Below are 26031 nucleotides of genomic sequence, written 5' to 3' on the forward strand. Positions count from 1 at the left end.
CATCGACGCTAATTCCTTGATTCAATTCAGGTATCCGTTCGATCATTGCATCCGCTTTGACCATGTCCCCATTTATTTATTCGGCGGTCATCCGCTGGTTTAATTTGACTCCGACCCTAATTATTGTGATTGATGTTTACCTGACTCTGCTCTATTCTCGACTTTCGATATTCATAAAATGCTGCGGAGCCCCACATGATTGCCCAAGGTTTGTACGATCCCGCCAATGAACACGACGCCTGCGGCGTCGGTTTCATCGCCCACATCAAGGGCAACAAAAGCCATTCCATCATCGAGCAAGGCCTGCTCATCCTAAAAAACCTGGACCACCGCGGTGCGGTCGGCGCCGATGCGCTGATGGGCGACGGTGCCGGCATCCTGATCCAGATTCCGGACCAGTACTACCGCGACGAGATGGGCAAGCAGGGCGTCGAACTGCCGCCGCCGGGCGAGTATGGCGTCGGCATGATCTTCCTGCCGAAAGAGCACGCCTCGCGCATCGCCTGCGAACAGGAAATCGAGCGCGCCGTGCGCGCCGAAGGCCAGGTCGTGCTGGGCTGGCGCAATGTGCCGGTCGACGACACCATGCCGATGTCGCCCACCGTGCGCGCCAAGGAACCGGTGATCCGCCAGATCTTCATCGGCCGCGGCCCGGACGTGATGGTCACCGATGCGCTCGAGCGCAAGCTGTACGTGATCCGCAAGTCGTCGGGCCACGCCATCCAGGCCCTGAAGCTCATGCACGGCAAGGAATTCTTCGTGCCGTCGATGTCGGCGCGCACCGTGGTCTATAAAGGCCTGCTGCTGGCCGACCAGGTCGGCGTCTACTATAAAGACCTGCAGGATCCGCGCTGCGTGTCGGCCCTGTCGCTGGTGCACCAGCGCTTCTCGACCAATACCTTCCCGGAATGGCCGCTGGCCCACCCGTACCGCCTGATCGCACACAACGGCGAGATCAACACCGTCAAGGGCAATTTTAATTGGACCCGCGCCCGCGAAGGCGTCATGAAGTCGGCCGTGCTGGGCGACGACCTGAACAAACTGTTCCCGCTGATCTATGAAGGCCAGTCGGACACCGCCTGCTTCGACAATGCGCTCGAACTGCTGGTCATGGCCGGCTACCCGATCGCCCAGGCGATGATGATGATGATCCCGGAAGCCTGGGAAAACCACGCGACGATGGACGAGAACCGCCGCGCGTTCTATGAATACCACGCCGCCATGATGGAGCCGTGGGACGGCCCGGCCGCGATGGCCTTCACCGACGGCCGCCACATCGGCGGTACGCTGGACCGCAACGGCCTGCGTCCGGCCCGCTACGTCGTCACCGACGACGACCTGGTCGTGATGGCATCGGAATCCGGCGTGCTGCCGATCCCGGAATCGCGCATCGTGAAAAAGTGGCGCCTGCAGCCGGGTAAAATGTTCCTGATCGACCTCGAAGCCGGCCGCATCATCGACGACAAGGAACTCAAGGACACCTACTCGAACGCCAAGCCGTACAAGGCATGGATCAAGTCGGTGCGCATCAAGCTGAACGAAATCAAGCTGTCGGAATCGCAACTGGCCCAGAGCCGCGCCAAGGACATGCCGGCCCAGGGCGAAAAAGCGCCCCTCTCGCTGCTGGACCGCCAGCAAGCCTTCGGCTACACCCAGGAAGACTTGAAATTCCTGATGTCGCCGATGGCCGTGCTGGGCGAAGAAGCCACCGGTTCGATGGGCAACGACTCGCCGCTCGCCGTGATGTCCAACAAGCTGAAGCCGCTGTATGCGTACTTCAAGCAGCTGTTCGCGCAGGTGACCAACCCGCCGATCGACCCGATCCGCGAAGCGATGGTGATGTCGCTGGTCTCCTTCATCGGTCCGAAGCCGAACCTGCTGGACACCAACAACGTCAACCCGCCGATGCGCCTCGAAGTGTCGCAGCCGGTGATCGGCTTCGACGACATGGCGCGCCTGCGCAACATCAGCCTGCACACCGGCGGTAAGTTCAAGTCGTATGAGCTGAACATCTGCTACCCGGTCAGCTGGGGCAAGGAAGGCATCGAAGCCTCGCTGGCCTCGCTGTGCGCGGAAGCCGTCGACGCGGTGAAATCCGGCCACAACATCCTGATCGTGTCGGACCGCAACCTGAGCGCCGACCAGGTCGCGATCCCGGCGCTGCTGGCAACCTCCGCCGTTCACCAGCACCTGGTGATGCGCGGCCTGCGCGCCTCGACCGGCCTGGTGGTCGAAACCGGCTCGGCCCGCGAAACCCACCACTTCGCGCTGCTGGCCGGCTATGGCGCCGAAGCCGTGCACCCTTACCTGGCACTCGAAACGCTGGCCGAGCTGGCGCATTCGCTGCCGCACGAGATCGCGGTCGACAAAGTCCATTACAACTACACCAAGGCGATCGGCAAGGGCCTCATGAAGGTGATGTCGAAGATGGGCATCTCGACCTACATGTCCTACTGCGGCGCCCAGATCTTCGAAGCCGTCGGCCTCAACAAGTCGCTGGTGGACAAGTATTTCAAGGGCACCTCGTCGACCGTCGAAGGCATCGGCCTGTTCGAAGTGGCGGAAGAGGCACTGCGCCTGCACACCCTGGCCTTCGGCAACGACCCGGTGCTGGCGCATTCGCTCGACGTCGGCGGCGAGTATGCGTTCCGCGTGCGCGGCGAAGACCACCTCTGGACCCCGGATGCGATCGCCAAGCTGCAGCACTCGACCCGTGCCAACAACTTCAGCACCTATAAAGAGTACGCCCAGATCATCAACGACCAGAGCCGCCGCCACCTGACGCTGCGCGGCCTGATGGAATTCAAGATCGATCCGAGCAAGGCGATCCCGCTGGACGAAGTCGAGCCGGCCAAGGAAATCGTCAAGCGCTTCGCCACCGGTGCGATGTCGCTCGGCTCGATCTCGACCGAGGCGCATGCCACGCTGGCCGTCGCCATGAACCGTATCGGCGGCAAGAGCAACACCGGCGAGGGCGGCGAAGACCCACGCCGCTACATGGGCGAGTTCAAGGGCATCAAGATCGCCAAGGGCGAGTCCCTGGCCTCGATCCTGGGTTCGGACCGCGTGGTCGCCGACATCCCGCTGCAGGAAGGCGATTCGCTGCGCTCGAAGATCAAGCAGGTGGCATCGGGCCGCTTCGGCGTCTCGGCCGAATACCTGTCGTCGGCCGACCAGATCCAGATCAAGATGGCGCAGGGCGCCAAGCCGGGAGAAGGCGGCCAGCTGCCGGGCCACAAGGTGTCCGAGTACATCGCCTCGCTGCGCGTGTCGGTGCCGGGCGTCGGCCTGATCTCGCCGCCGCCGCACCACGACATCTATTCGATCGAGGACCTGGCGCAGCTGATCCACGACCTGAAGAACGTGAATCCGAACGCATCGATCTCGGTGAAGCTGGTGTCGGAAGTCGGCATCGGTACCGTCGCCGCGGGCGTCAGCAAAGCCAAGGCCGACCACGTGGTGGTCGCCGGCCATGACGGCGGCACCGGCGCCTCGCCGCTGTCGTCGGTGAAACACGCCGGCACGCCGTGGGAACTGGGCCTGGCCGAGACCCAGCAGACCCTGGTGCTGAACGGGCTGCGCAGCCGCATCCGCGTCCAGGCCGACGGCCAGATGCGTACCGGCCGCGACGTCGTCATCGCCGCCCTGCTGGGCGCCGACGAGATCGGCTTCGCGACCGCGCCGCTGGTGGTGGAAGGCTGCATCATGATGCGCAAGTGCCACCTGAACACCTGCCCGGTGGGCGTGGCGACCCAGGACCCGGTCCTGCGCGCCAAGTTCCAGGGCAAGCCGGAACACGTGGTGAACTACTTCTTCTTCGTTGCCGAGGAAGCGCGCCAGATCATGGCCCAGCTGGGTATCCGCACCTATGACGAGCTGATCGGCCGCGCCGACCTGCTCGACCGCAGCCGCGCCGTCGGCCACTGGAAAGCGCAAGGCCTGGACTTCAGCAACATCTTCTACCAGCCGAAGGTCGACAGCCCGCGCGCCCTGCTGCACAGCGACACCCAGGACCACGGCCTGGACAAGGCACTCGACCACAAGCTGATCGCGCAAGCCAAGGCGGCGCTGGAGAAGGGCGAGCGCGTCTCGTTCATCTCGCCGGTGAAGAACCTGAACCGCACCGTCGGCGCCATGCTGTCGGGCGAGGTCGCCAAGCGCTATGGCCACGCCGGCCTGCCGGACGACACCATCCACATCCAGTTGCAGGGTACCGCCGGCCAGTCGGCCGCGGCCTTCCTGGCGCACGGCATCACGATCGACCTGGTGGGCGAGGGCAACGACTACGTCGGCAAGGGCCTGTCGGGCGGCCGCATCATCGTGCGTCCGAACACCGAGTTCCGCGGCTGGGCCGTGGACAACATCATCGTCGGCAACACGGTGATGTACGGCGCGATCGCCGGTGAAGCCTTCTTCAACGGCGTGGCCGGCGAACGCTTCGCCGTCCGTAACTCGGGCGCGACGGCCGTCGTCGAGGGCCTGGGCGACCACGGCTGCGAATACATGACCGGCGGCACCGTCGTGGTGCTGGGCGACACCGGCCGCAACTTCGCGGCGGGCATGTCGGGCGGTGTGGCGTACGTGTACGACCCGAAGGGCGAGTTCGAGCAGAAGTGCAACACGACCATGGTCAACCTGGAGCGCGTGCTGGCCACCAAGGAGCAGGGCGACCAATCCAGCTGGCACAGCCAGACCCGTGGCGGCGCGCGCGAGTCCGACGAGGCGATCCTGAAACGCCTGATCGAGCGCCACTTCAAGCACACCGGCTCGACCCGCGCCCGCAACCTGCTGGACGACTGGGCCAACAGCCGCGGCAAGTTCGTCAAGGTCTTCCCGACCGACTACAAGCGCGCGCTGGAAGAGATGCACAACAGCAGTATGGAAGAGGCGAACGACAAGGTTGAGTTGGTGGCTTGATAAAGCGCACCGCTCGCACTTCCATTGAATTAAAACAACGTCGTCCCTGCGCAGGCGTCAAGAATGCCACTGGCATTCTTGACTCCAAGTTGCAGACGCTGACGTAACGCGTCGAACTTGGCCCCGGCCTTCGCAGGGGCGACGGAACAAGCGCTGCTGAACGGAGCAAGCGCTATTAAATGAATAAATAAGGAAAACACCGTGGGTAAAATCACCGGCTTCATGGAATTCCAGCGCCAGGAAGAAGACCACCTGGACCCCGCCGTCCGCCTGAAGAACTACAAGGAATTCACGATCACCCTGACCAACGAGCAGGCCAAGGTGCAGGGCGCCCGCTGCATGGATTGCGGCATTCCGTTCTGCAACACCGGCTGCCCGGTCAACAACCAGATCCCCGACTGGAACGACCTGGTCTACCACGGCAATTACCGCTACGCCGTCGAGAACCTGCATTCGACCAATAACTTCCCCGAGTTCACCGGCCGCATCTGCCCGGCACCGTGCGAAGCCGCCTGCACGCTCGGCATCAACGACGAGCCGGTCGGCATCAAGTCGATCGAGCGCAAGATCGCCGACATGGGCTGGGAAAACGGCTGGATCACGCCGCAGGTCGCCGCCGTCAAGACCGGCAAGAAAGTCGCGGTCGTCGGTTCCGGCCCCGCCGGCCTGGCTGCGGCCCAGCAGCTGGCGCGCGTCGGCCACGACGTCACCGTGTTCGAAAAAAGCGACCGCATCGGCGGCCTGCTGCGCTACGGCATCCCCGACTTCAAGATGGAGAAGGGCCTGATCGACCGCCGCGTGGAACAGATGCAGCTTGAAGGCGTTACTTTCCGCACCAGCACCCTGATCGGCAAGGATTTCCCGGCCACGGTCAGCAACATGGCCCGTGAAACCATCTTCCCGGAAGACCTGGCAAAAGACTACGACGCCGTCGTCATGGCCGGCGGAGCCGAAGCGCCGCGCGACCTGCCGGTGCCGGGCCGCGAACTGAAGGGCGTGCACTTCGCGATGGAATTCCTGCCGCAGCAGAACCGCGTGAATGCCGGCGACAAGGTCAAGGACCAGATCAAGGCGACCGGCAAGCACGTGGTCGTGATCGGCGGCGGCGACACCGGTTCCGACTGCGTCGGCACCTCGAACCGCCACGGCGCCGTCGGCGTCACCCAGTTCGAGCTGATGCCGATGCCGCCGGAGCACGAGAACAAGCCGCTGGTCTGGCCGTACTGGCCGACCAAGCTGCGCACCTCGTCCTCGCACGAAGAAGGCTGCGAGCGCGACTTCGCGGTCGCCACCAAGCGCTTCGAAGGCAAGGGCGGCAAGGTCGAAAAAGTCATCGCCTGCCGCGTCGAGTGGAAAGACGGCAAGATGATCGAAGTGCCGGATACCGAATTCGAAATCAAGGCCGACTTGGTGCTGCTGGCCATGGGTTTTGTTTCTCCGGTGCAGCAGGTGCTGGACGCCTTCGGCGTGCAGAAGGATGCGCGCGGCAACGCCCGTGCCACGGTCGACGGCGAAGCCTGCTACCAGACCTCGGTGCCGAAGGTGTTCACGGCGGGCGACATGCGCCGCGGCCAGTCGCTGGTGGTGTGGGCGATCCGCGAAGGACGCCAGTGCGCGCGCGCGGTCGACGAGTTCCTGATGGGGTCGTCGGAACTGCCGCGCTGACCGCCAGCGCTTCCCCCATCTGCGTGAAAGCGGCTCATGGAGCCGCTTTTTTTTCGGCTGCGAGCAGGCGCATGGCGTTACGGTTATCCTTGCCGTTCGCCCTGTGCACCTGCAAAAAATCCACCTTCCGCAACCGGCTTTTGCAAGCACGGATACCGCTTGCAAAACCTAGTTGCCGTATGGCATTTGTCATTAAAGTGTATTTGATTGCAACGGGCATCGATATGCATAAGTTAGTAAAAACAAGGACTTATGCGTCGAAAATACCTGACCCATCGTTCAGTAGTGTTGTAATATCACGTCGATAACCCAGCCGGAAATGGGTCGCCTCAAGCAGAGCTTGCCGTTTCTGCACTACAATACGAGATTCTCAAAATACCAAACTCCACCGTGTCCAACCTCGTCGAAATCCGCGATCTGCATTTTTCGTATGGAGATCGCCCCATCCTGTCGAACCTGAGCATGGATTTCCCGCGCGGCAAGCTGATTGCCGTGATGGGCGGCTCCGGCTCGGGCAAGACGACGGTGCTGCGCCTGATCGGCGGCCAGATTCGTCCGCAGCGCGGCACCGTGTCCGTGAACGGCGAGAACGTCAACCAGCTGGACACCGAGGGGCTGTACCGCCTGCGCCGCAAGATGGGCATGCTGTTCCAGTTCGGCGCGCTGTTCACCGACCTCACCGTGTTCGAGAACGTGGCCTTTCCGCTGCGCGAGCACACCGATTTGCCGGAAGAAATGCTGCGCGACCTGGTGCTGATGCGCCTGAACGCGGTCGGCCTGCGCAATGCGGCGCAATTGAAGCCGAACGAGATCTCGGGCGGCATGGCGCGCCGGGTGGCGCTGGCCCGTGCCGTCGCGCTCGATCCGCGCCTGATCATGTACGACGAGCCCTTCGCCGGCCTGGACCCGATCTCGATGGGCGTTACCGCCAACCTGATCCGCAACCTGAACGATGCCCTGGGGTCGACCTCGATCCTGGTGTCGCACGACGTCAACGAAACCTTCTCGATTGCCGATTATGTGTATTTCCTGTCTGCCGGGAAGATCGTGGCCGCCGGCACGCCGGATGAAATGCGCCGCTCGGACCACCCGTACGTGAAACAGTTCGTCAACGCCCAGCCGGACGGCCCGGTACCCTTCCATTATCCGGGCAAGTCGCTGGCCGAAGACCTGGGCCTGGGAGGCAAGCGATGAGCAACCGCTTCCTCGGCGCGATCGGCGGCTTCGTGCTCGACGTGTTCGCCCGCGTCGGTTTCGTGACCCGCTCGTTCGGCGGCCTGGCCGCCAAGCTGCCGGGCGCGCTGCGCCGTCCGGCCCTGATCTCGGAACAGATCCACTTCATCGGTAATTATTCGCTGCTGATCATCACCGTGTCCGGCCTGTTCGTCGGCATGGTGCTGGCGCTGCAGGGTTACTACACGCTGAGCCAGTTCGGCGCCGACGAAAAACTGGGCCAGCTGGTGGCGCTCTCCCTGCTGCGCGAACTGGGCCCGGTCGTCACCGCGCTGCTGTTCGCCGGCCGCGCCGGTACCTCGCTGACCGCCGAAATCGGCCTGATGAAAGCCGGCGAGCAGCTGACCGCCATGGAAATGATGGCCGTGAACCCGATCCAGCGCGTGCTGGCGCCGCGGTTCTGGGCCGGCCTGATCGCCATGCCGATCCTGGCCACCGTGTTTTCCGCCATCGGCGTGATCGGCGGCTACCTGGTCGGCGTGCAGCTGATCGGCGTCGACCCGGGTGCGTTCTGGTCGCAGATGCAGGGCAATATCGACGTGCGCCGCGACGTCATGAACGGCGTGCTGAAAAGTTTCGTTTTCGGTATCGCGGTGACCTTCACGGCGCTGTTCCAGGGCTACGAGGCCCAGCCCACGCCGGAAGGCGTGTCGCGCGCCACCACGCGTACGGTGGTGATCGCCTCGCTGATGGTGCTCGGCCTGGACTTCATCATGACCGCACTGATGTTCACGAAGTAATTAGAAGATTGGGAAAAATTTATGCATCGCAAATCTATTGACGTCTGGGTCGGACTTTTTGTATTGCTGGGTGCGGTAGCGCTCCTATTCCTGGCACTCAAGGCCGGTAACATGAGCACGATCTCGTTCAGCAAGACGTATGCGGTCAGCGCGAAATTCGACAACATCGGCGGACTGAAGCCCCAGGCACCGGTCAAGAGTGCCGGTGTGGTGGTGGGCCGCGTCGGTTCGATCACCTTCGACGACAAGACTTTCCAGGCACTGGTGCGCCTCGACCTCGACCCGGCTTTCAAGTTTCCGAAGGATAGCTCGCTGAAGATCCTGACCTCCGGCCTGCTCGGCGAGCAGTACGTCGGTATCGAGGCGGGCGGCGACACCAACAACCTGGTGCAGGGCGACCGCATCAACCGTACACAGTCGGCGACCGTGCTGGAAGACTTGATTAATCAATTTATTTATAGCAAGGCAGCCGAAGGGAAGGACGAAAGTAAATGAAATACAACAATAAAACTGCCCGCTACCGCACATCCGGCCTGGCCCTCGCCGTCGGCGCATCCCTGCTGCTGAGCGGTTGCGCCACCACGAACAATCCGAACGATCCGTTCGAGAAGTTCAACCGCGCCATGTTCACCTTCAACGATGCAGTCGACCGCAATGCGCTGAAGCCGGTGGCCACCGCCTACAAGGAAGTCACCCCGAGCTTCGTGCAGACTGGTGTGAATAATTTCTTCGGTAACTTGTCGGACCTGTGGAGCTCGGCGAACAATTTCGCCCAGTTCAAGGGCCGCGACGGTTTGAACGATCTCGGCCGTTTTGCGATGAACTCGACCCTCGGCCTGGTCGGCCTGCTGGACGTTGCCACCCCGGCCGGCCTGCGCAAGCATAACGAAGACCTGGGACAGACCCTGGGTTATTGGGGCATTCCAAGCGGTCCCTACTTGATGTTGCCGATTCTGGGCCCATCTACGGTGCGTGACACGGTCGCTTTGCCGGGCGACTGGTGGGGCGATGCCTGGACCCACGTGGACAACATCCCGTTGCGCAACAGCGGCATCCTGCTGCGCGCCGTCGACCAGCGCGCCAGCGTGCTGGATGCGTCGAACCTGCTGGAAGACGCCGCCCTCGACCGTTACGAGTTCATCCGCGACGGTTACCTGCAGCGCCGCGCCAGCAAGGTGCTCGACACCGACAAGGCGCAGGAGCGTTCCGAGAAGGTGCAGGGCCAGATCGACAAGGTCCAGGAAAAAGTGACCGAGCGGCTGGAAAAGCTGGGCGTCAAGAAGCCGGAGACGCCGGGCGTCGATACGCCTGGCCAGGATGGCGATGCGCCGGCAGCGCCGGCAGACGCCGCCCCCGCGACCGATTCGGCCCCCAACAACCCGCCGGTGCCGGCTCCTGTGTCATCCGGAGCGGCCACCAAGTAGTTAATGATGGTACAGCCAGGCAGGCAGCGACCCCGCTGAGCCGCCTGGTCCACCCCAACCAGACAAAAGGAAGCACATGAAGCCTATCGCACAACTGATCATGACCGCCGCCGTGGCGATTTCCACCAGCGCCATCGCGCCTGCATATGCCGCCGCCGAAGCGCCGGACGCGCTGGTCAAGCGCGTCAGCACCGACGTGATCGACAGCGTCAAGGCCGACAAGGATATCCAGGCCGGCAACACCAAGAAGATCATGGACCTGGTCAACAGCAAGATCCTGCCTTACGTCGATTCCGACAAGATGACCGCCCAGGCGGCCGGCCGCCACTGGCGCCAGGCCACCCCGGAGCAGCAGAAGCAGCTGTCGACCGAATTCCGCACGCTGCTGGTGTACACCTACGCCGGTGCGCTGTCGCAGATCAAGAATGAAACCGTCGAGTTCAAGCCGTTCCGCGCCGATCCGGCCGACAACGACGTCGTCGTGAAATCGCAGGTCAACCTGACCCGCGGCGAGCCGATCACCCTGGACTACCGCCTGAGCAAGGGCGCGCAGGGCTGGAAGATCTATGACATCAACGTGCTGGGCGCGTGGCTGGTGCAGACCTACACCAGCACCTTCAACTCGGAAATCAGCAAGGGCGGCGTCGACGGCCTGATCAAGAAGCTGCACGACCGCAACCAGCAGCTGGCCAGCAAGCCGCTGAAGACCACGCAGAAGTAAGCATGGCGGAAGCGAATCCCATGCTCTCGCTGGATGCCCTGACCTTCCAGAACGCCCAGGCGGCGCTGGACCAGGGCTGCGCGGCACTGGCCGCCGGCGAAACCGTGTTCGACCTCGGCGGCGTCCAGTCCGCCGATTCGTCGGCGCTGGCCCTGATGCTGGCGTGGCAGCGCCGCGCGCAGGCGCAGGGCCGCAGCCTCAGCTTCGTCAACGTGCCGGCCAACGTCGATGCGCTGGCCAAGCTGTACGGCGTCGGCGAGTTGCTGGGCCGGGCTTAACAAGCATCACCATAAACGTCGGCCCCGCCCCTGCGGCGGCGACGTTTACGGGCCATTGCCGGTCTGCTGTAGCGTTTTCTTCTATAATGGCTCGTTTCCCCGCACGGCCCTCCCATTCCCCGGGCCCACCAACGAATGACAGCCATCCAGATTGACCGCGTCGAGAAAAGCTACAAGGGTTTCAAGGCCCTGAAGGGCGTTTCGCTCAGCATCGAACAAGGCGAGTTCTTCGGCCTGCTCGGCCCGAACGGCGCCGGCAAGACCACCCTGATTTCCACCATCGCCGGCCTGATCCGCCCGGACGTGGGCAGCGTGCGCATTCACGGCCACGACGTCGTCACCGACCAGCGGCAGGCGCGCATGAAGCTCGGCGTGGTGCCGCAGGAACTGGTGTTCGATCCCTTCTTCACGGTGCGCGAGACGCTGCGCCTGCAGTCGGGCTATTTCGGCCTGAAGAACAACGACAAGTGGATCGACGAGGTCATGGAAAACCTCGACCTGACCCCGAAGGCCGACGTCAACATGCGTGCGCTGTCGGGCGGCATGAAGCGGCGCGTGCTGGTCGCGCAGGCGCTGGTCCATAAACCGCCGGTGATCGTGCTCGACGAACCCACCGCCGGCGTCGACGTCGAACTGCGCCAGACCCTGTGGAAGTTCATCTCGCGCCTGAACCGCGAGGGCCACACCGTCGTCCTCACCACCCACTACCTGGAAGAAGCGCAGGCCATGTGCCAGCGCGTGGCGATGCTCAAGACCGGCAACGTGGTCGCGCTCGACACCATGTCGCAGCTGCTGCGGCGCGTGTCCGGTTCCTCGCTGGTGGTGCACCTGAAGCACGGCACGCTGCCGGAAGGCCTGCGCCACCTGGTCGCGCACGACGAGCATGACGAGAACGCCAACAACGGCGGCAACAAGTACACGCTGCGCGTAAACGCTTACAACGAAGTCGAGGGCATCCTCGCCAAGCTGCGCGAATCCGGCGCCGAGATCGACGAGATGCAGCTGCAGCAAGCCGACCTCGAAGACATCTTCCTGCAAATCATGGATGGGGCACCTGTTCGATGAATTTTCTGTCCGTGGGTTTCCGTACCCTGTTCTACAAAGAGATCCTGCGTTTCTGGAAGGTCGCTACCCAGACCATCGCCGCACCGGTCGTCACCTCGATGCTGTACCTGCTGATCTTCGGCCATGTACTGGAAGGTAAAGTGCAGATGCTGGAAGGCGTCAACTACACGTCCTTCCTGATTCCCGGCCTGGTCATGATGAGCGTGCTGCAGAATGCGTTCGCCAACTCGTCGTCGTCGCTGATCCAGTCGAAAATCACCGGCAACCTGGTGTTCATCCTGCTGCCGCCGCTGTCGCACTGGGAAATCGTGTCGGCCTACGTATCGGCCTCGATCGTGCGCGGCCTCGTCGTCGGCGCCGGCGTGTTCATCATCACCGCCTGGTTCGCGCACCTGAGTTTCGTGGCGCCGCTGTGGATCATCGTGTTCGCGCTGCTGGGCGCCGCCATCCTCGGCACCATGGGCGTGATCGCCGGTATCTGGGCCGAAAAGTTCGACCAGCTGGCCGCGTTCCAGAATTTCTTGATCATGCCTGCAACATTTTTGGCCGGCGTGTTCTATTCCATCCAGAAACTGCCCCCGTTCTGGCTGGCAGTCTCGCATTTCAACCCGTTCTTTTATATGATTGACGGGTTCCGCTACGGCTTCTTCGGCAAGTCGGACGTCTCGCCCTGGACCAGCCTGGCCATCGTTGCCGTGTTCTTCGTGGTGCTGGCGGCCGTGGCGATCAACATGCTGCGCCGCGGATACAAGCTGCGTCATTGAACAGATTCCTGAAAAATTATGGCTACCACACCTGAACTGATCCACGGCTACATCGAGAACGGCCTGGACTGCACCCACCTCGAAGTGGAGGGCGACGGCCAGCACTTCAGCGCCGTCATCGTCTCCAATGCCTTTACGGGCAAGAGCCGCATCCAGCGCCACCAGATCGTGTACGGCGCCCTGGGCGACCGCATGCGCGAGGAAATCCATGCGCTGTCGATGAAGACCCTGACGCCCGACGAGTACGCAACCCAAGGATAAGCATGGACAAGCTCCAGATCACCGGCGGCAAGCGCCTGAACGGCGACATCCCGATTTCGGGCGCCAAGAACGCGGCCCTGCCGATCCTGTGCGCGGGTCTCCTGACCGCCGGCGACCTCGAACTGAGCAACGTGCCGCGCCTGCATGACGTGCGCACCATGCTCAAGCTGCTGGCGCAGACCGGCCTGAAGGTTACCCAGGACGATGAGAACGTCACCCTGAACGGCGCCGCCATCACCAGCCTGGAAGCGCCGTACGAGCTGGTGAAGACCATGCGCGCCTCGATCCTGGTGCTGGGCCCGATGCTGGCGCGCTTCGGCGAAGCCAAGGTCTCGCTGCCGGGCGGCTGCGCGATCGGTTCGCGTCCGGTCGACCAGCACATCAAGGGCCTGCGCGCGATGGGCGCCGAGATCACGATCGAAGGCGGCTACATCCACGCCAAGTGCCCGCGCCTGCAGGGTGCGCGCATCCTGACCGACATGATCACCGTCACCGGCACCGAGAACCTGCTGATGGCGGCGACGCTGGCGCAGGGCGAGACCATTCTGGAAAACGCCGCGCGCGAACCGGAAGTGACGGACCTGGCCAACATGCTGGTCGCGATGGGTGCGAAGATCGAGGGCATCGGCACCGACCGCCTGGTGATCCAGGGCGTCGACGCGCTGCACGGCACGGAGCACGCCGTGATCTCGGACCGCATCGAAGCCGCGACTTTCCTGTGCGCGGTGGCGGCGGCCGGCGGCGACATCCGCATCACCCGCACCCGCACCGACATCTTCGACGTCGCGCTCGATAAACTGCGCGAGATGGGCCTGCAATTGACCGTGGAAGGCGATTCGATCCGCGCGCGCATGGACGGCCGTCCGCGCCCGGTGTCGTTCCGCACCACCGAGTATCCAGGCTTCCCGACCGACATGCAGGCGCAGTTCATGGCGGTGAACATCGTCGCCGACGGCCCCAGCCGCGTGACCGAAACCATCTTCGAGAACCGCTTCATGCACGTGCAGGAAATGAACCGCCTGGGCGCGCAGATCTCGATCGAGGGCAACACCGCCTTCATGCGCGGCGTCGACCGCCTGGTCGGCGCGCCGGTGATGGCGACCGACCTGCGGGCCTCGGCGTCGCTGGTGATCGCGGGCCTGGCGGCTGCGGGTACGACCCTGGTGGACCGGATCTATCACCTGGATCGCGGGTATGACCGGATGGAAGACAAGTTGTCGGCGGTAGGTGCCGATATCGTGCGTATCAAATAAAGTTATCATTCGATCAGTACCAGCATCGAACAACGTCGTCCCTGCGAAGGCAAAGACCCAAGTTGCTGGCGCTATCGAAACGCATGAAAACTTGGACCCCTGCCTTCGCAGGGGCGACGTTCAAGCGTAGCGTTCCAAGTTCAAGCGCAGCGTTCCACATTAAAGCAGTCACATGACCATAACTACCCAGGCCGACAACCAGCAGCTGATCCTCGCCCTGTCCAAAGGCCGCATCTTCGAAGACACGCTGCCCCTGCTTGCCGCAGCCGGCATCGAAGTCACCGAAAACCCGGAAACCTCGCGCAAGCTGATCCTGGCCACCAACGACCCCGGCGTGCGCGTGCTGATCGTGCGCGCCAGCGACGTGCCGACCTATGTCCAGCATGGCGCCGCCGACTTCGGCGTGGCCGGCAAGGACGTGCTGCTCGAGCATGGCGGCGAAGGCCTGTACCAGCCGGTCGATTTGCGCATCGCCTGCTGCCGCATGTCGGTGGCGGTGAATGCCGGCTTCGACTACGAGAGCGCGGTGCGCCAGGGCGCGCGCCTGCGGGTGGCAACCAAGTTCGTGAACACGGCGCGTGAGCATTTTGCCAGTAAGGGCGTCCACGTCGACCTGATCAAGCTGTATGGTTCGATGGAACTGGCGCCGCTGGTCGGCCTGTCGGATGCCATCGTCGACGTGGTCTCGACCGGCGGCACGCTGCGCGCCAACAACCTGGTCGAAGTCGAAAAGATCATGGACATCTCCTCGCGCCTGGTGGTGAACCAGGCTGCGCTCAAGCTCAAGCGCGAGCGCCTGCAACCGATCATCGAGGCCTTCGAACGCGCCTCCAAGCTGCAAGGTTAAGCAATGAACATCACCATCCGCAAGCTCGACTCCACCGCCGACGGTTTCAAGCAGCAGCTGTCCAAACTGCTCGCCTTCGAAGCGGAGACCGATGACGCCATCGAATCCGCCGTCACCAAGATCCTGGCCGACGTGAAGGCGCGCGGCGACGCCGCCGTGCTCGAATACACGGTCAAGTTCGACCGCATTCCCGGCGGCGCCACCAGCATGGCGGCCTTCGACCTGACCCAGGAAGAACTGCAGGCCGCGCTGGATGCGCTGCCGGCCGCCCAGCGCGCCGCGCTGCAGACGGCCGCCGACCGCATCCGCGTGTTCCACGAGCGCCAGAAGCAGGAGCTGAACGGTTTTACTTATACCGAACCCGACGGCACCGTGCTGGGCCAGCGCGTGACGCCGCTGGACCGCGTCGGCATCTATGTCCCGGGCGGCAAGGCTGCGTATCCGTCGTCGGTGCTGATGAATGCGATTCCGGCACAGGTCGCCGGTGTGAAAGAGATCGTGATGGTGGTGCCGACCCCGGACGGCATCAAGAACCAGATGGTGCTGGCCGCCGCCGCGATCGCCGGCGTCACGCGCGTGATCACCATCGGCGGCGCGCAAGCCGTCGGTGCGCTGGCCTACGGCACCGAGACCATTCCCGCCGTCGACAAGATCGTCGGCCCGGGCAATGCCTACGTGGCCGCCGCCAAGCGCCGCGTGTTCGGCACCGTCGGCATCGACATGATCGCCGGCCCGTCCGAGATCCTGGTGCTGTGCGACGGCTCTACCTCCCCGGACTGGGTCGCGATGGACCTGTTCTCGCAGGCCGAGCACGACGAGCTGGCCCAGGCCATCCTGCTGTGCCCGGACGCCGATTACATCGCGCAGGTCGAAGCCAGCATCCACAAACTGCTGCCGACCATGCCGCGCAAGGACACCATCGCGACCTCGATGAGCGACCGCGGCGCCCTGATCCTGGTACGCGACATGGATGAAGCCTGCGCGATCGCCAACGACATCGCCGCCGAGCACCTGGAAATCTCCGCCGCCGAGCCGCAGCAGTGGGCCGACAAGATCCGCCATGCCGGCGCCATGTTCCTGGGCCGCTTCTCGTCGGAGTCGCTGGGCGATTACTGCTGCGGCCCGAACCACGTGCTGCCGACCTCGCGCACCGCGCGCTTCTCGTCGCCGCTGGGCGTGTACGACTTCCAGAAGCGTTCGTCGGTGCTGTTCGTCAGCGAAGCCGGCGCGCAAACGCTCGGTAAAGTCGCGGCCGAACTGGCATACGGAGAAGGCTTGCAGGCGCACGCCCGCAGCGCAGAACTGCGCATCAAGCAATCATGAGCGATTGGGTCGACCAGGTCTTCTGCGAGGATGCGCTGGCCGGCCTGGCGCGCATTCCCGACAAGTCCATCGACCTGATCCTGACCGATCCGCCCTATAACCTCGGCAAGGACTACGGCAACGATTCGGACCAGCTCAGCGTCGAGGAATACCTGGCCTGGACCGAATCCTGGATCGATCGCGCGCTGCCCAAGCTGAAGGACAACGGCAGCCTGTACCTGTTCCTGACCTGGCGCCACGCGCCGGAAATCTTCGTGATGCTGAAAAAGCGCATGACGATGATGAACGAGATCATCTGGGACCGCCGCGTACCCTCGATGGGAGGGAGTGTCCGCAGCTTCAGTTCGGTGCACGACACGATCGGCTTCTTCGTGAAGCGCAAGGATTACTATTTCGACCTGGACGCGGTGCGCATTCCCTACGACGCCGCCACCAAGAAGGCGCGCTCGCGCTCGATCTTCGTCGGCGCCAAGTGGCTCGAGGTCGGCTACAACCCGAAAGACATGTGGAGCGTATCGCGCCTGCACCGCGAGCATGCGGAGCGGGTCGATCATCCGACCCAGAAGCCGCTCGAGATCATCGAGCGCATGCTGAAGGCATCCTGCCCGCCGGGCGGCACCGTGCTCGACCCCTTCATGGGCAGCGGTACCACGGCAGTGGCGGCCAAGCGGCTGGGGCGGCACTATGCCGGGTTCGAGCTGAATCCGGCATATTGCGAGCTGATCGCGCAGCGGCTGGCAGCGCCGGAGGCGCCGGTCAAAAAACGCGCTACTGTCCGCAAAAAGGCAAAGCTTGCCTCTACCGCTGACAGTAAAACCGTCGTTCCCGCGCAGGCGGGAACCCAAGTTGCACGCATTCCGCGAAAAAACTTGGATTCCCGCCTGCGCGGGAATGACGGTTTTTCGGCTAACGACCAAGATGTAGAAAACGCTGTTCACGCACTCACCACCCAAGGAACCCCATCATGACCGACATCGACACCCTCATCGCCAACACGATCCGCGAAGACGTCCGTGCCGGCCATAGCTATAAAGTCCCGGACGCCAGCGGTTACATCAAGCTCGACGCCATGGAAAACCCGTACGCGCTGCCGGCCGACCTGCGCGAGGAGCTGGCCAGGCGCCTGGCCGACGCCGTCCTGAACCGCTACCCGGTGCCGTCGTACGCCACCCTCAAGCAGAAGATCTGCGCCAACCTGGGCGTCCCGGCCGGCTACGACGTCATCCTCGGCAACGGCTCCGACGAGATCATCTCGATTGTCGCCACCGCCTGCGCACGACAGGATAAACGCGCCGTGATCCTGGCGCCGACCCCGGCCTTCGTGATGTTCCAGCGCTCGGCCCAGTTCGCGGGCATGGATTACGTCGGCGTGCCTTTGAGGGAAGACTTTTCGCTGGACATGCCGGCCATGCTGGCCGCGATCGCCGAGCACAAGCCGGCGCTGGTGTTCCTGGCCTACCCGAACAACCCGACCGGCAACCTGTTCGCCGAAGAGGACGTGGTCGCCATCATCGAGGCGCTGGGCGAGACCGGGATCGCCGTGGTCGACGAAGCGTATCAACCGTTCGCGCGCACCAGCTTCATGGCGCGCCTGCCTGAATTCCCGAACATGGTTGTCATGCGCACGCTGTCGAAGCTGGGCCTGGCCGGTATCCGCCTCGGCTACCTGGCGGCCGAACCCAGGCTGCTGGACCAGTTCGACAAGGTGCGTCCGCCCTACAACATCAACGTGCTGACCCAGGTGGCGGCCGAATTCGCGCTCGACCACCTCGACGTGCTGGATGCGCAGGCCGCCAGCCTGAACGATGCGCGCACCGCATTGGCGCAGGCGATGGCGGCGCTGCCGGGCGTGACGGTGTACCCGTCGAGCGCGAATTTCATTACCGTGCGGGTGCCGGATGCAGACAAGACCTGCGCTACACTATTCGCCGAGAAGGTAATGATTAAAAATTTGAGTAAAATGCATGTATTGCTGGCCAATTGCATCCGTGTGACGGTCAGCACCCCGGAAGAGAATTCCGTATTCCTGAATGCCCTGAAGGCTTCCCTGTAATGACCCGCTCCGCAGAAATCACGCGCAACACCAACGAGACGCAGATCCGCGTCGCGCTCGACCTCGACGGCACCGGCCGCCAGAAACTGAACACCGGCGTGCCCTTCCTCGACCACATGCTGGACCAGATCGCCCGCCACGGCCTGATCGACCTCGAGGTCGAGGCGGTCGGCGACCTCCACATCGACGACCACCACACCGTCGAGGACACCGGCATCACGCTCGGCATGGCAGTGGCCAAGGCCATCGGCGACAAAAAGGGCATCCGCCGCTATGGCCACGCCTACGTCCCGCTGGACGAAGCGCTGTCGCGCGTGGTCATCGACTTTTCCGGCCGCCCGGGCCTGGAATGGCACGTGCCGTTCACCCGCGCCACCATCGGCCGCTTCGACGTCGACCTCACCATCGAGTTCTTCCGCGGCTTCGTCAACCATGCCGGCGTGACCCTGCACGTGGATAACCTGCGCGGCGTGAATGCGCACCACCAGTGCGAGACCGTGTTCAAGGCCTTCGGCCGCGCGCTGCGCGCCGCCACCGAGCTGGACGAGCGCGCACTGGGCGTCATCCCATCGACCAAGGGCAGCCTCTAAGCGGCGGACATCACACAATGACGAACAAGATTGTTGTGGTCGACGGCATGGGCAACCTGCGTTCCGTGGTGCAGGCGCTGCGCGCGGCCGCACCGGAAGCCGATGTGCTGGTCTCCCACGCCGCGGCCGACATCGATGCGGCCGACCGGGTGGTCCTGCCGGGCCAGGGCGCGATGCGCGACTGCATGCGCAGCCTGCGCGAATCCGGCGCCGAGGATGCCGTGCTGCGCGCCATGAAGACGCGTCCGGTGATGGGCGTGTGCGTGGGCGAGCAGATGCTGTTCGAATCGAGCGAGGAAAACGAAGGCACGCCGGGCCTGGGCCTGCTGCCCGGCCAAGTCGTGCGCTTCCGGCTGGACGGCAAGCTGCAGGCCGACGGTTCGCGCTTCAAGATCCCGCAGATGGGCTGGAACCGCGTGCGCCAGACCCGCGCGCACCCGCTGTGGGAAGGCGTCGAGGACGGCGCCTGGTTCTACTTCGTGCACAGCTATTACGCGGCACCGGCGAATCCCGAAGACACCATCGGCGAAGCCGACTATGGCGCGCCCTATTGCTGCGCCGTCGGCCGGGACAACATCGTCGCGACCCAGTTCCACCCCGAAAAGAGCGCCGCCGCCGGGCTGCGCCTGTACCGTAATTTCATCCACTGGAATCCCTGAACGTCCGCGTTCTTTTTACCCCGTCAACCAACCGACAACGACCATGCTGCTGATCCCCGCCATCGACCTGAAAGACGGTCACTGCGTTCGCCTGAAACAAGGCGATATGGACCTCGCCACCGTGTTTTCCGAAGATCCCGCCGAGATGGCGCTGCACTGGCTCAAGAAGGGTGCGCGCCGGCTGCACCTGGTCGACCTGAACGGCGCGTTCGCGGGCAAGCCGAAGAACGAAGCGGCGATCAAGTCGATCCTGCAAGTCGTGCAGGAGTATGCCGACGACAACGGCCTGGACGAGATCCCGGTCCAGCTCGGCGGCGGCATCCGCGACCTCGACACCATCGAGCGCTACCTGGACGACGGCATCACCTACATCATCGTCGGCACCGCCGCGGTGAAAAACCCGGGCTTCCTGCACGATGCCTGCGGCGCCTTCCCGGGCTCGATCATCGTCGGCCTGGACGCCAAGGACGGCAAGGTTGCCACCGACGGCTGGAGCAAGATGTCCGGCCACGAAGTCATCGACCTGGCCAAGAAGTTCGAAGGCTACGGCGTGGAATCGATCGTCTACACCGACATCGGCCGCGACGGCATGATGGGCGGCGTGAACATCGACGCCACCGTCAAGCTGGCCCAGGCGGTGCGCATCCCGATCATCGCATCGGGCGGCGTGCACAACCTGGCCGACGTCGAAGCGCTGTGCGCGGTGCAGGACGAAGGCATCGAAGGCGTGATCTGCGGCCGCTCGATCTACGAGGGCACGCTGGATCTGTCCAGCGCGCAGGAGCGTGCGGATGTGCTGACCGAAGGGGCGCAGGCTTAATCAGCCGACACCTAACCAACGTCGCCCCTGCGTAGGCAGGGGCCCAAGTTGCACGCGCCGTCGAGATGCCGGCAGAACTTGGGTCCCTGCCTTCGCAGGGACGACGGTTTGAGGCAAACACTTAATTCATATGCTCGCAAAACGCATCATCCCCTGCCTCGACGTTACCGGCGGCCGCGTCGTCAAGGGCATCAATTTCACCGAGCTGCGCGACGCCGGTGACCCGGTCGAGATCGCCCGCCGCTACGACGGCCAGGGTGCGGACGAGATCACCTTCCTCGACATCACGGCATCCAGCGACGGCCGCGACCTGATCCTGCCGATCATCGAGGCGGTGGCCTCGACCGTGTTCATCCCGCTGACCGTGGGTGGCGGCGTGCGCAAGGTCGAGGACGTGCGGCGGCTGCTGAATGCCGGCGCCGACAAGGTCTCGATGAATACCTCGGCCGTCACCAACCCGCAGCTGGTATTCGACGCCTCCCAGAAGCACGGCTCGCAGTGCATCGTGGTGGCGATCGACGCCAAGCAGGTCGCGCCCGGCAAATGGGAAGTATTCACCCACGGCGGGCGCAACCCGACCGGGCTGGACGCGGTGGAGTGGGCGCGCAAGATGGAAAGCCTGGGCGCCGGCGAGCTGCTGCTCACTTCCATGGACCGCGACGGCACCAAATCCGGATTCGACCTGGGCCTGACGCGCGCCGTGTCGGACGCGGTCGGCATCCCGGTCATCGCCTCGGGCGGCGTCGGCGGACTGAGCTGCCTGGCCGACGGCGTCCTGCAAGGCCACGCCGATGCGGTGCTGGCCGCGAGCATTTTCCACTACGGGCAGCACACGGTCGGTGAAGCCAAGCGCTTCATGGCCGATCGCGGCATTCCGATGCGCCTGGACTGACAGAGAACACATGGCAACCCCGACCACGACCCCATCGATCCCCGGCCAACCCTGGCTCAAGAAAATCAAGTGGGACGAACACGGCCTGGTGCCGGTGATCGCCCAGGAAGCGGGCAGCGGCGACATCCTGATGTTCGCCTGGATGAACCGCGAGGCCCTGGCCAAGACCGTCGAGCTGGGCGAAGCGGTGTACTGGAGCCGCTCGCGCAAGAAACTGTGGCACAAGGGCGAAGAGTCCGGCCACGTCCAGAAAGTGCTGGAGATCCGCCTCGACTGCGACGAAGACGTGGTGCTGCTGAAGGTGGAGCAGGCGGGCGGCATCGCCTGCCATACCGGACGCCACTCGTGCTTCTTCCAGAAGTTCGACAACGGCGACTGGCACAGCGTCGAGCCGGTGCTGCAGGACCCTGCCACCATTTATACGGATGCGAAAAAAGCGCACCCGAAGAAAACGCAGCCAAAGAAGGACACATGAGCTTCAACCTGGACCAACTGGCAGCCGTGATCGAGTCGCGCAAGCCGGAGCACGGCGGCGACCCTGCCACTTCCTACGTGGCGAAACTGTTCGCCAAGGGCGACGACGCGATCCTGAAAAAGATCGGCGAAGAAGCGGTCGAGACCGTGATGGCGGCCAAGGACGTGCGCGCCGGCGCCGACCCATCCAAGCTGCTGTACGAAACCGCCGACCTGTGGTTCCATTCGATGGTGCTGCTGGCGCGCTTCGGTTTGACGCCGCAGCAGGTGATCGATGAGCTGGCGCGCCGCGAAGGCGTGTCCGGTATCGCCGAAAAGGCAGCGCGTCCGGCGGACTGACCCGCCACGTCACGCTGCCGTCATGCCGGCCGGATAGACTAACGCGCCCGTCTCTTGTGGAGAGGTGGGGCCGCCACAAGATAAGCTTTTGGAGAGACTATGGATAACTGCATTTTCTGCAAGATCGCCGCGAAGCAGATTCCGGCGAGCGTGGTGTACGAAGACGACGAATTGCTCGCGTTCAAGGACATCAACCCGGCCGCGCCGGTGCACCTGCTGGTGATTCCGAAACAGCACGTGGCCTCGCTCTCCGACTGCACCGACGCCCATGCGCCGCTGCTGGGCCGGATGCTGGCGCTGGCGCCGAAACTGGCTGCCGAACATGGCATTGCCGTCCAGCAGGATGCGGACGGACAACGCAGCGGGGGCTACAAGACCCTGTTCAATGTCGGCCCGGACGGCGGGCAGGAGGTGTATCACCTGCACCTGCACGTGTATGGCGGCAAGCGTCCGTGGCGCGGCCTGGGTACCTGAGGCGCCGCGGGTCATATTTACGGTTGGAAAGAGGGCGTTCCTGCCCTGCATGGCTTATACTGCGCGTGAAAGCAAGGACTTTGCTGCACGCATATCGGGCACTTGCCCGGCAAGGAGAAAATGATGGGTGGATTGAGTATTTGGCACTGGGTGATCCTGCTGGTCGTCGTGGTGATCATTTTTGGCACCGGCAAGCTGAAAAACGCCGGCTCGGACCTGGGCAAGGCCGTCAAGGGCTTCAAGGATGGCGTGAAGGGCGATGAAGACAAGCCCGGCACCACGACCACCCAGACCCCGGTCCCGCCGCAACAGGTGGCCGACAAGGGCACCATCGACGTCGAGACCCGCGAAAAAAGCCGCTTCTGATCCGGCACCATGATCGATCTCGGTCTTACCAAACTCGCCGTGATCGGCGCGGTGGCGCTGGTCGTCATCGGGCCGGAAAAACTGCCGAAGGTGGCCCGCATGGCCGGGACGCTGTACGGCCGTGCCCAGCGCTACCTGGCACAGGTGAAGACCGAGGTGTCGCGCGAGATCGAGATGGAAGAGCTGCGCAACCTGCACAAGGAAGTGCAGGAAAGCGCGCACAGCTTCAAGTCCGGCGTCGATACCTTCAAGACCGACGTCGAGGACACGGTGTCGTCGCACATGGGCGAGGTCGAAGCGGCCTGGCGCGGTGACGACCACGGCGCATCGGCATCCACCGAGCCGGCACCGAGCTACGTATCGCAGGACGACATCGAGCGCAAGGCGCGCGAATTCCGGCGCAAGAAGCTGGTGCGCACCTCGAACGTGCCGGCCTGGTTCAAGAATCGCCAGGGAACGCGGCAGCACGTGCTGTCCGGCGCCGCACGCGTCCGGAAATTCCGCCCCGGCGTCAAATCCAACACATCCTTTTTCTGATGACCCAAGAAGCCTCGGGCGAAGAAACATTCATTTCCCACCTGGTCGAGCTGCGTGACCGCCTGGTCAAGGCTGCGATCGGCGTGGCGATCGTCTGCGCCGCGCTGTTCTCATGGCCCGGTGCGGCGGAAATCTACGATTACCTGGCCGCGCCGATGCTGGCCTCGCTGCCCGCGGGCGCCAAGATGATCGCCACCGGCGTCACCGCACCTTTCCTGGTGCCGATGAAGGTGACGCTGGTGCTGGCCCTGATCCTGTCGCTGCCCTGGGTGTTCTACCAGGCCTGGGCCTTCATCGCGCCCGGCCTGTACGCCCACGAAAAGCGGCTGGTGCTGCCGCTGGTGATCTCGTCGTCGCTGCTGTTCATGGCCGGGGTGGCGTTCTGCTACTTCTTCGTGTTCGGCCGCGTGTTCCACTTCATCGCCAATTTCGCGCCGGCCTCGATCGCGGTCATGCCGGACATCGAGAACTATCTCGATTTCGTGATGTCGATGTGCCTGGCCTTCGGCGCCACCTTCGAGGTGCCGGTGGTGGTCGTGATCCTGGTGCGCATGGGCATCGTCAGCGTCGAAAAGCTGCGCTCGATCCGTCCGTATGCGATCGTCGGCGCCTTTGCCATCGCCGCCGTGGTCACGCCGCCGGATGCGGTCAGCATGCTGGCCCTGGCAGTGCCGATGTGCCTGCTGTTCGAACTGGGACTGCTACTGGCGCCGGTATTCGTGCGTGTCAGCCAGGCGCCGCAGGAACATGCCTGAATTTTGCCTGTCGGAAAATCTTACAAAAGCTTGCCGTTTGCTTAGATGCCTTCAAGCAAGCTATTGATTTTGAAAAATATTTTCCAGTAGGCATCATTATTGCTTCATAGTATTCCCGTAACGAGTCGGAGATACTATGAAGCTGATCAAACCCACGTTTTTCCTTGGCCTGGTCGCTGGCGTGTTGAGCGCAGGCGCGATCGCGTCCAACTCACCGCTGTTCGCCGGGTCCTGGAACCTGTACAGCGGTCCGTATTATGCCGCGCCAGAACTGCCGCAGCTGTACACCGGCCAGCAAGCCGCCGCTGCCCTGTTCGGCGGCAATCCCGGTGATTACGTGATCTCGACGGCCGGCCGCGACGCCGCCACCATCGATTACCAGGCCTGGTATGACGAGTCCGGTTTCGCGCCGCATATCTTTGCCCAGGATTACACGCAAGACGGCGGCGCACCAGGTGTGTACGACGCTGGCACGATGCCTCGGCCATGGTCATGGACCATTATTACCAGGGTGCGGACCCGTATCCCTACGTGAATTACGCGTTCCGCATCAGCGCTGCCGATGCCACCGCGGACGTACCGGAACCGCTGTCGGTCGGCCTGCTGGGTGCCGGCCTGCTCGGCATGGCGCTGGTACGGCGCCGCCGTGCCGCGCGGCGCTGAGCGCAGCCCGCCAACGACAACGGCGCCCGCGGGCGCCGTTTTGCATGGTCCGTCGAGGGTATCAATTAGTGCGCAACAGGCCACCGTTGCCGAGCCCGCCATCGACCGACTGCGGCTTGTAGGCGCGCACCGCTTTCACCATCTGGTTGTACGAATCCATGAACGAGGCGGCCAGCAGCTTGCCTTCCGGTGTATTGCTGAAGCCGTTCGCACCGCCGAAGCCGTGGCGGAAGAAGGCGCCCATCGCCCCCATGTCCCAGTTGCGCGCGCTGCCCTCGGCGGCCGACAACTGCAGGCCGGAGCGGTTGTCGGTCAGCAGCAGCATGGTCGAGGCTTCGTTGGATTTGAGCGAGCCGCCCACCAGCGAGGCAACCGCACCGATGCGCCCGCCGAGCAGGCCGCTGACGCCGCTGGCGCCGCCCTGGGTGAAGGTGATCGACGGCGTCAGCGTGTAGTCGGCGGCGACCATCTGGCCCTTGCCGATGTTGCTGGTTTTGCGCAGCTCGCCTGACGCCATCAGTTGGCGTTCGCCCTGCATCTGGCGCATCGCCTGGCCGCGCTCGACGACCGCGAAGCAGTTCGATTGCTGGATGATCATGCGCAGCAGCGGCACCGTGCTCTGGGTACGGTATTGCGCCGTCAGCTGGTGCACCCAGGGCTGGTTCGACTCCTCGACGATGGCGAGCGTGCCGAGCGAGCGGTCGCAGTGCTCGAGCTGGCTGCTGGCGCCGATCGAGGTGGCGCCGGCGGCGGCGCCGGTGGCAACGGTCTTGGCGCCGGCGGCGCCGATATTCGGCGGGGTGGAGCAGGCGGACAGCAGGGCGAGCGGCAGGAGCAACAGCAGGGATGGGCGTGGCATGATGGCGGATTCCTTTCTTAATGGAAACACGCCATCGTAAGGCCGGGTGCGGCTGCTGC

The 26031-nt window shown here is 63.9% G+C and carries 29 protein-coding genes; 28 read left to right on the plus strand and 1 reads right to left on the minus strand.

What is annotated here, in order from left to right:
• Window positions 1-195 precede the first annotated feature (195 nt).
• From FBX97_RS22360 to FBX97_RS22495, 28 genes are all read left to right on the plus strand, one after another.
• A complete protein-coding gene (locus FBX97_RS22360; RefSeq protein ID WP_141836717.1) occupies window positions 196-4917 on the plus strand; it encodes a glutamate synthase-related protein in 4722 nt (1573 codons plus the stop codon).
• A 201-nt stretch (window positions 4918-5118) separates the two neighbouring features.
• Window positions 5119-6582: a glutamate synthase subunit beta gene (locus FBX97_RS22365; RefSeq protein WP_141836719.1), complete on the plus strand. Its 1464-nt coding sequence runs from the start codon at window positions 5119-5121 to the stop codon at window positions 6580-6582.
• Between the two features lie 390 nt (window positions 6583-6972).
• Window positions 6973-7776 carry an ABC transporter ATP-binding protein gene (locus tag FBX97_RS22370; protein WP_141836721.1) on the plus strand — a complete coding sequence of 268 codons (804 nt, stop codon included), beginning with the start codon at window positions 6973-6975 and terminating at the stop codon, window positions 7774-7776.
• The gene (gene mlaE / locus FBX97_RS22375; protein WP_141836723.1) at window positions 7773-8555 is read left to right on the plus strand and encodes a lipid asymmetry maintenance ABC transporter permease subunit MlaE; all 783 of its coding nucleotides are present in this window, start codon (window positions 7773-7775) and stop codon (window positions 8553-8555) included. Before FBX97_RS22370 ends, mlaE begins: the two co-directional genes overlap by 4 nt.
• A 21-nt stretch (window positions 8556-8576) precedes the next feature.
• Entirely contained in the window at window positions 8577-9050 is a 474-nt protein-coding gene (gene mlaD, locus FBX97_RS22380) for an outer membrane lipid asymmetry maintenance protein MlaD (protein WP_141836725.1), read from the plus strand.
• Window positions 9047-9979, plus strand: a complete 933-nt coding sequence (locus tag FBX97_RS22385; RefSeq protein ID WP_141836727.1) for a VacJ family lipoprotein — start codon at window positions 9047-9049, stop codon at window positions 9977-9979. Before mlaD ends, FBX97_RS22385 begins: the two co-directional genes overlap by 4 nt.
• A 76-nt stretch (window positions 9980-10055) precedes the next feature.
• Window positions 10056-10700, plus strand: a complete 645-nt coding sequence (locus FBX97_RS22390; RefSeq protein WP_141836731.1) for a phospholipid-binding protein MlaC — start codon at window positions 10056-10058, stop codon at window positions 10698-10700.
• A gap of 2 nt (window positions 10701-10702) precedes the next feature.
• Window positions 10703-10978, plus strand: coding sequence for a lipid asymmetry maintenance protein MlaB (locus FBX97_RS22395; RefSeq protein ID WP_141836733.1), 276 nt, complete (start codon window positions 10703-10705; stop codon window positions 10976-10978).
• A 135-nt stretch (window positions 10979-11113) separates the two neighbouring features.
• The gene (locus FBX97_RS22400) at window positions 11114-12043 is read left to right on the plus strand and encodes an ABC transporter ATP-binding protein (RefSeq protein WP_141836735.1); all 930 of its coding nucleotides are present in this window, start codon (window positions 11114-11116) and stop codon (window positions 12041-12043) included.
• Window positions 12040-12807: an ABC transporter permease gene (locus tag FBX97_RS22405; protein ID WP_141836737.1), complete on the plus strand. Its 768-nt coding sequence runs from the start codon at window positions 12040-12042 to the stop codon at window positions 12805-12807. Before FBX97_RS22400 ends, FBX97_RS22405 begins: the two co-directional genes overlap by 4 nt.
• 18 nt (window positions 12808-12825) lie before the next feature.
• Complete coding sequence (locus FBX97_RS22410) at window positions 12826-13068, plus strand: BolA family protein (protein ID WP_141836739.1); 243 nt, start codon at window positions 12826-12828, stop codon at window positions 13066-13068.
• 2 nt (window positions 13069-13070) lie between these two features.
• Window positions 13071-14321, plus strand: a complete 1251-nt coding sequence (gene murA / locus FBX97_RS22415; RefSeq protein WP_141836741.1) for a UDP-N-acetylglucosamine 1-carboxyvinyltransferase — start codon at window positions 13071-13073, stop codon at window positions 14319-14321.
• 172 nt (window positions 14322-14493) lie between these two features.
• Window positions 14494-15168 (plus strand): ATP phosphoribosyltransferase, encoded by a 675-nt coding sequence (hisG, locus tag FBX97_RS22420; protein ID WP_141836747.1) that lies wholly within the window; start codon window positions 14494-14496, stop codon window positions 15166-15168.
• A 3-nt stretch (window positions 15169-15171) separates the two neighbouring features.
• Window positions 15172-16491, plus strand: coding sequence for a histidinol dehydrogenase (gene hisD / locus FBX97_RS22425; protein WP_141836749.1), 1320 nt, complete (start codon window positions 15172-15174; stop codon window positions 16489-16491).
• Window positions 16488-17459, plus strand: a complete 972-nt coding sequence (locus tag FBX97_RS22430) for a site-specific DNA-methyltransferase (RefSeq protein ID WP_141836751.1) — start codon at window positions 16488-16490, stop codon at window positions 17457-17459. The genes hisD and FBX97_RS22430 overlap by 4 nt, the downstream gene beginning before the upstream one ends.
• Window positions 17456-18544 carry a histidinol-phosphate transaminase gene (gene hisC, locus FBX97_RS22435; RefSeq protein ID WP_141836753.1) on the plus strand — a complete coding sequence of 363 codons (1089 nt, stop codon included), beginning with the start codon at window positions 17456-17458 and terminating at the stop codon, window positions 18542-18544. The genes FBX97_RS22430 and hisC overlap by 4 nt, the downstream gene beginning before the upstream one ends.
• On the plus strand, window positions 18544-19134 hold the full coding sequence (gene hisB / locus FBX97_RS22440; RefSeq protein WP_141836755.1) for an imidazoleglycerol-phosphate dehydratase HisB: 591 nt from the start codon (window positions 18544-18546) through the stop codon (window positions 19132-19134). The genes hisC and hisB overlap by 1 nt, the downstream gene beginning before the upstream one ends.
• A gap of 17 nt (window positions 19135-19151) precedes the next feature.
• Window positions 19152-19793: an imidazole glycerol phosphate synthase subunit HisH gene (gene hisH / locus FBX97_RS22445; protein WP_141836757.1), complete on the plus strand. Its 642-nt coding sequence runs from the start codon at window positions 19152-19154 to the stop codon at window positions 19791-19793.
• Between the two features lie 43 nt (window positions 19794-19836).
• Window positions 19837-20613 (plus strand): 1-(5-phosphoribosyl)-5-[(5-phosphoribosylamino)methylideneamino]imidazole-4-carboxamide isomerase, encoded by a 777-nt coding sequence (hisA, locus tag FBX97_RS22450; RefSeq protein ID WP_141836759.1) that lies wholly within the window; start codon window positions 19837-19839, stop codon window positions 20611-20613.
• Window positions 20614-20743: 130 nt separating this feature from the next.
• Complete coding sequence (hisF, locus tag FBX97_RS22455; protein WP_141836761.1) at window positions 20744-21505, plus strand: imidazole glycerol phosphate synthase subunit HisF; 762 nt, start codon at window positions 20744-20746, stop codon at window positions 21503-21505.
• 10 nt (window positions 21506-21515) lie between these two features.
• On the plus strand, window positions 21516-21980 hold the full coding sequence (gene hisI, locus FBX97_RS22460) for a phosphoribosyl-AMP cyclohydrolase (protein ID WP_141836763.1): 465 nt from the start codon (window positions 21516-21518) through the stop codon (window positions 21978-21980).
• Window positions 21977-22318 carry a phosphoribosyl-ATP diphosphatase gene (locus FBX97_RS22465; RefSeq protein WP_141836765.1) on the plus strand — a complete coding sequence of 114 codons (342 nt, stop codon included), beginning with the start codon at window positions 21977-21979 and terminating at the stop codon, window positions 22316-22318. Before hisI ends, FBX97_RS22465 begins: the two co-directional genes overlap by 4 nt.
• A 99-nt stretch (window positions 22319-22417) precedes the next feature.
• The gene (locus FBX97_RS22470; protein WP_141836768.1) at window positions 22418-22792 is read left to right on the plus strand and encodes a histidine triad nucleotide-binding protein; all 375 of its coding nucleotides are present in this window, start codon (window positions 22418-22420) and stop codon (window positions 22790-22792) included.
• 123 nt (window positions 22793-22915) lie between these two features.
• On the plus strand, window positions 22916-23158 hold the full coding sequence (gene tatA / locus FBX97_RS22475) for a Sec-independent protein translocase subunit TatA (RefSeq protein WP_141837140.1): 243 nt from the start codon (window positions 22916-22918) through the stop codon (window positions 23156-23158).
• A 9-nt stretch (window positions 23159-23167) separates the two neighbouring features.
• A complete protein-coding gene (gene tatB, locus FBX97_RS22480; RefSeq protein WP_141836770.1) occupies window positions 23168-23695 on the plus strand; it encodes a Sec-independent protein translocase protein TatB in 528 nt (175 codons plus the stop codon).
• Window positions 23695-24450, plus strand: a complete 756-nt coding sequence (tatC, locus tag FBX97_RS22485) for a twin-arginine translocase subunit TatC (RefSeq protein WP_141836772.1) — start codon at window positions 23695-23697, stop codon at window positions 24448-24450. The genes tatB and tatC overlap by 1 nt, the downstream gene beginning before the upstream one ends.
• Window positions 24451-24586: 136 nt before the next feature.
• Window positions 24587-24985 carry a hypothetical protein gene (locus FBX97_RS22490; protein WP_141836774.1) on the plus strand — a complete coding sequence of 133 codons (399 nt, stop codon included), beginning with the start codon at window positions 24587-24589 and terminating at the stop codon, window positions 24983-24985.
• Window positions 24943-25113, plus strand: a complete 171-nt coding sequence (locus FBX97_RS22495; RefSeq protein WP_185748693.1) for a PEP-CTERM sorting domain-containing protein — start codon at window positions 24943-24945, stop codon at window positions 25111-25113. The genes FBX97_RS22490 and FBX97_RS22495 overlap by 43 nt, the downstream gene beginning before the upstream one ends.
• 61 nt (window positions 25114-25174) lie before the next feature.
• Here the strand turns inward: FBX97_RS22495 and FBX97_RS22500 are convergent, their stop codons facing one another.
• The gene (locus FBX97_RS22500) at window positions 25175-25972 is read right to left on the minus strand and encodes a CsgG/HfaB family protein (RefSeq protein WP_141836778.1); all 798 of its coding nucleotides are present in this window, start codon (window positions 25970-25972) and stop codon (window positions 25175-25177) included.
• Window positions 25973-26031: the final 59 nt, after the last annotated feature.

The organism is Herbaspirillum sp. SJZ107 (genome assembly GCF_006715485.1).
Classification (GTDB): Bacteria; Pseudomonadota; Gammaproteobacteria; order Burkholderiales; family Burkholderiaceae_D; genus Telluria.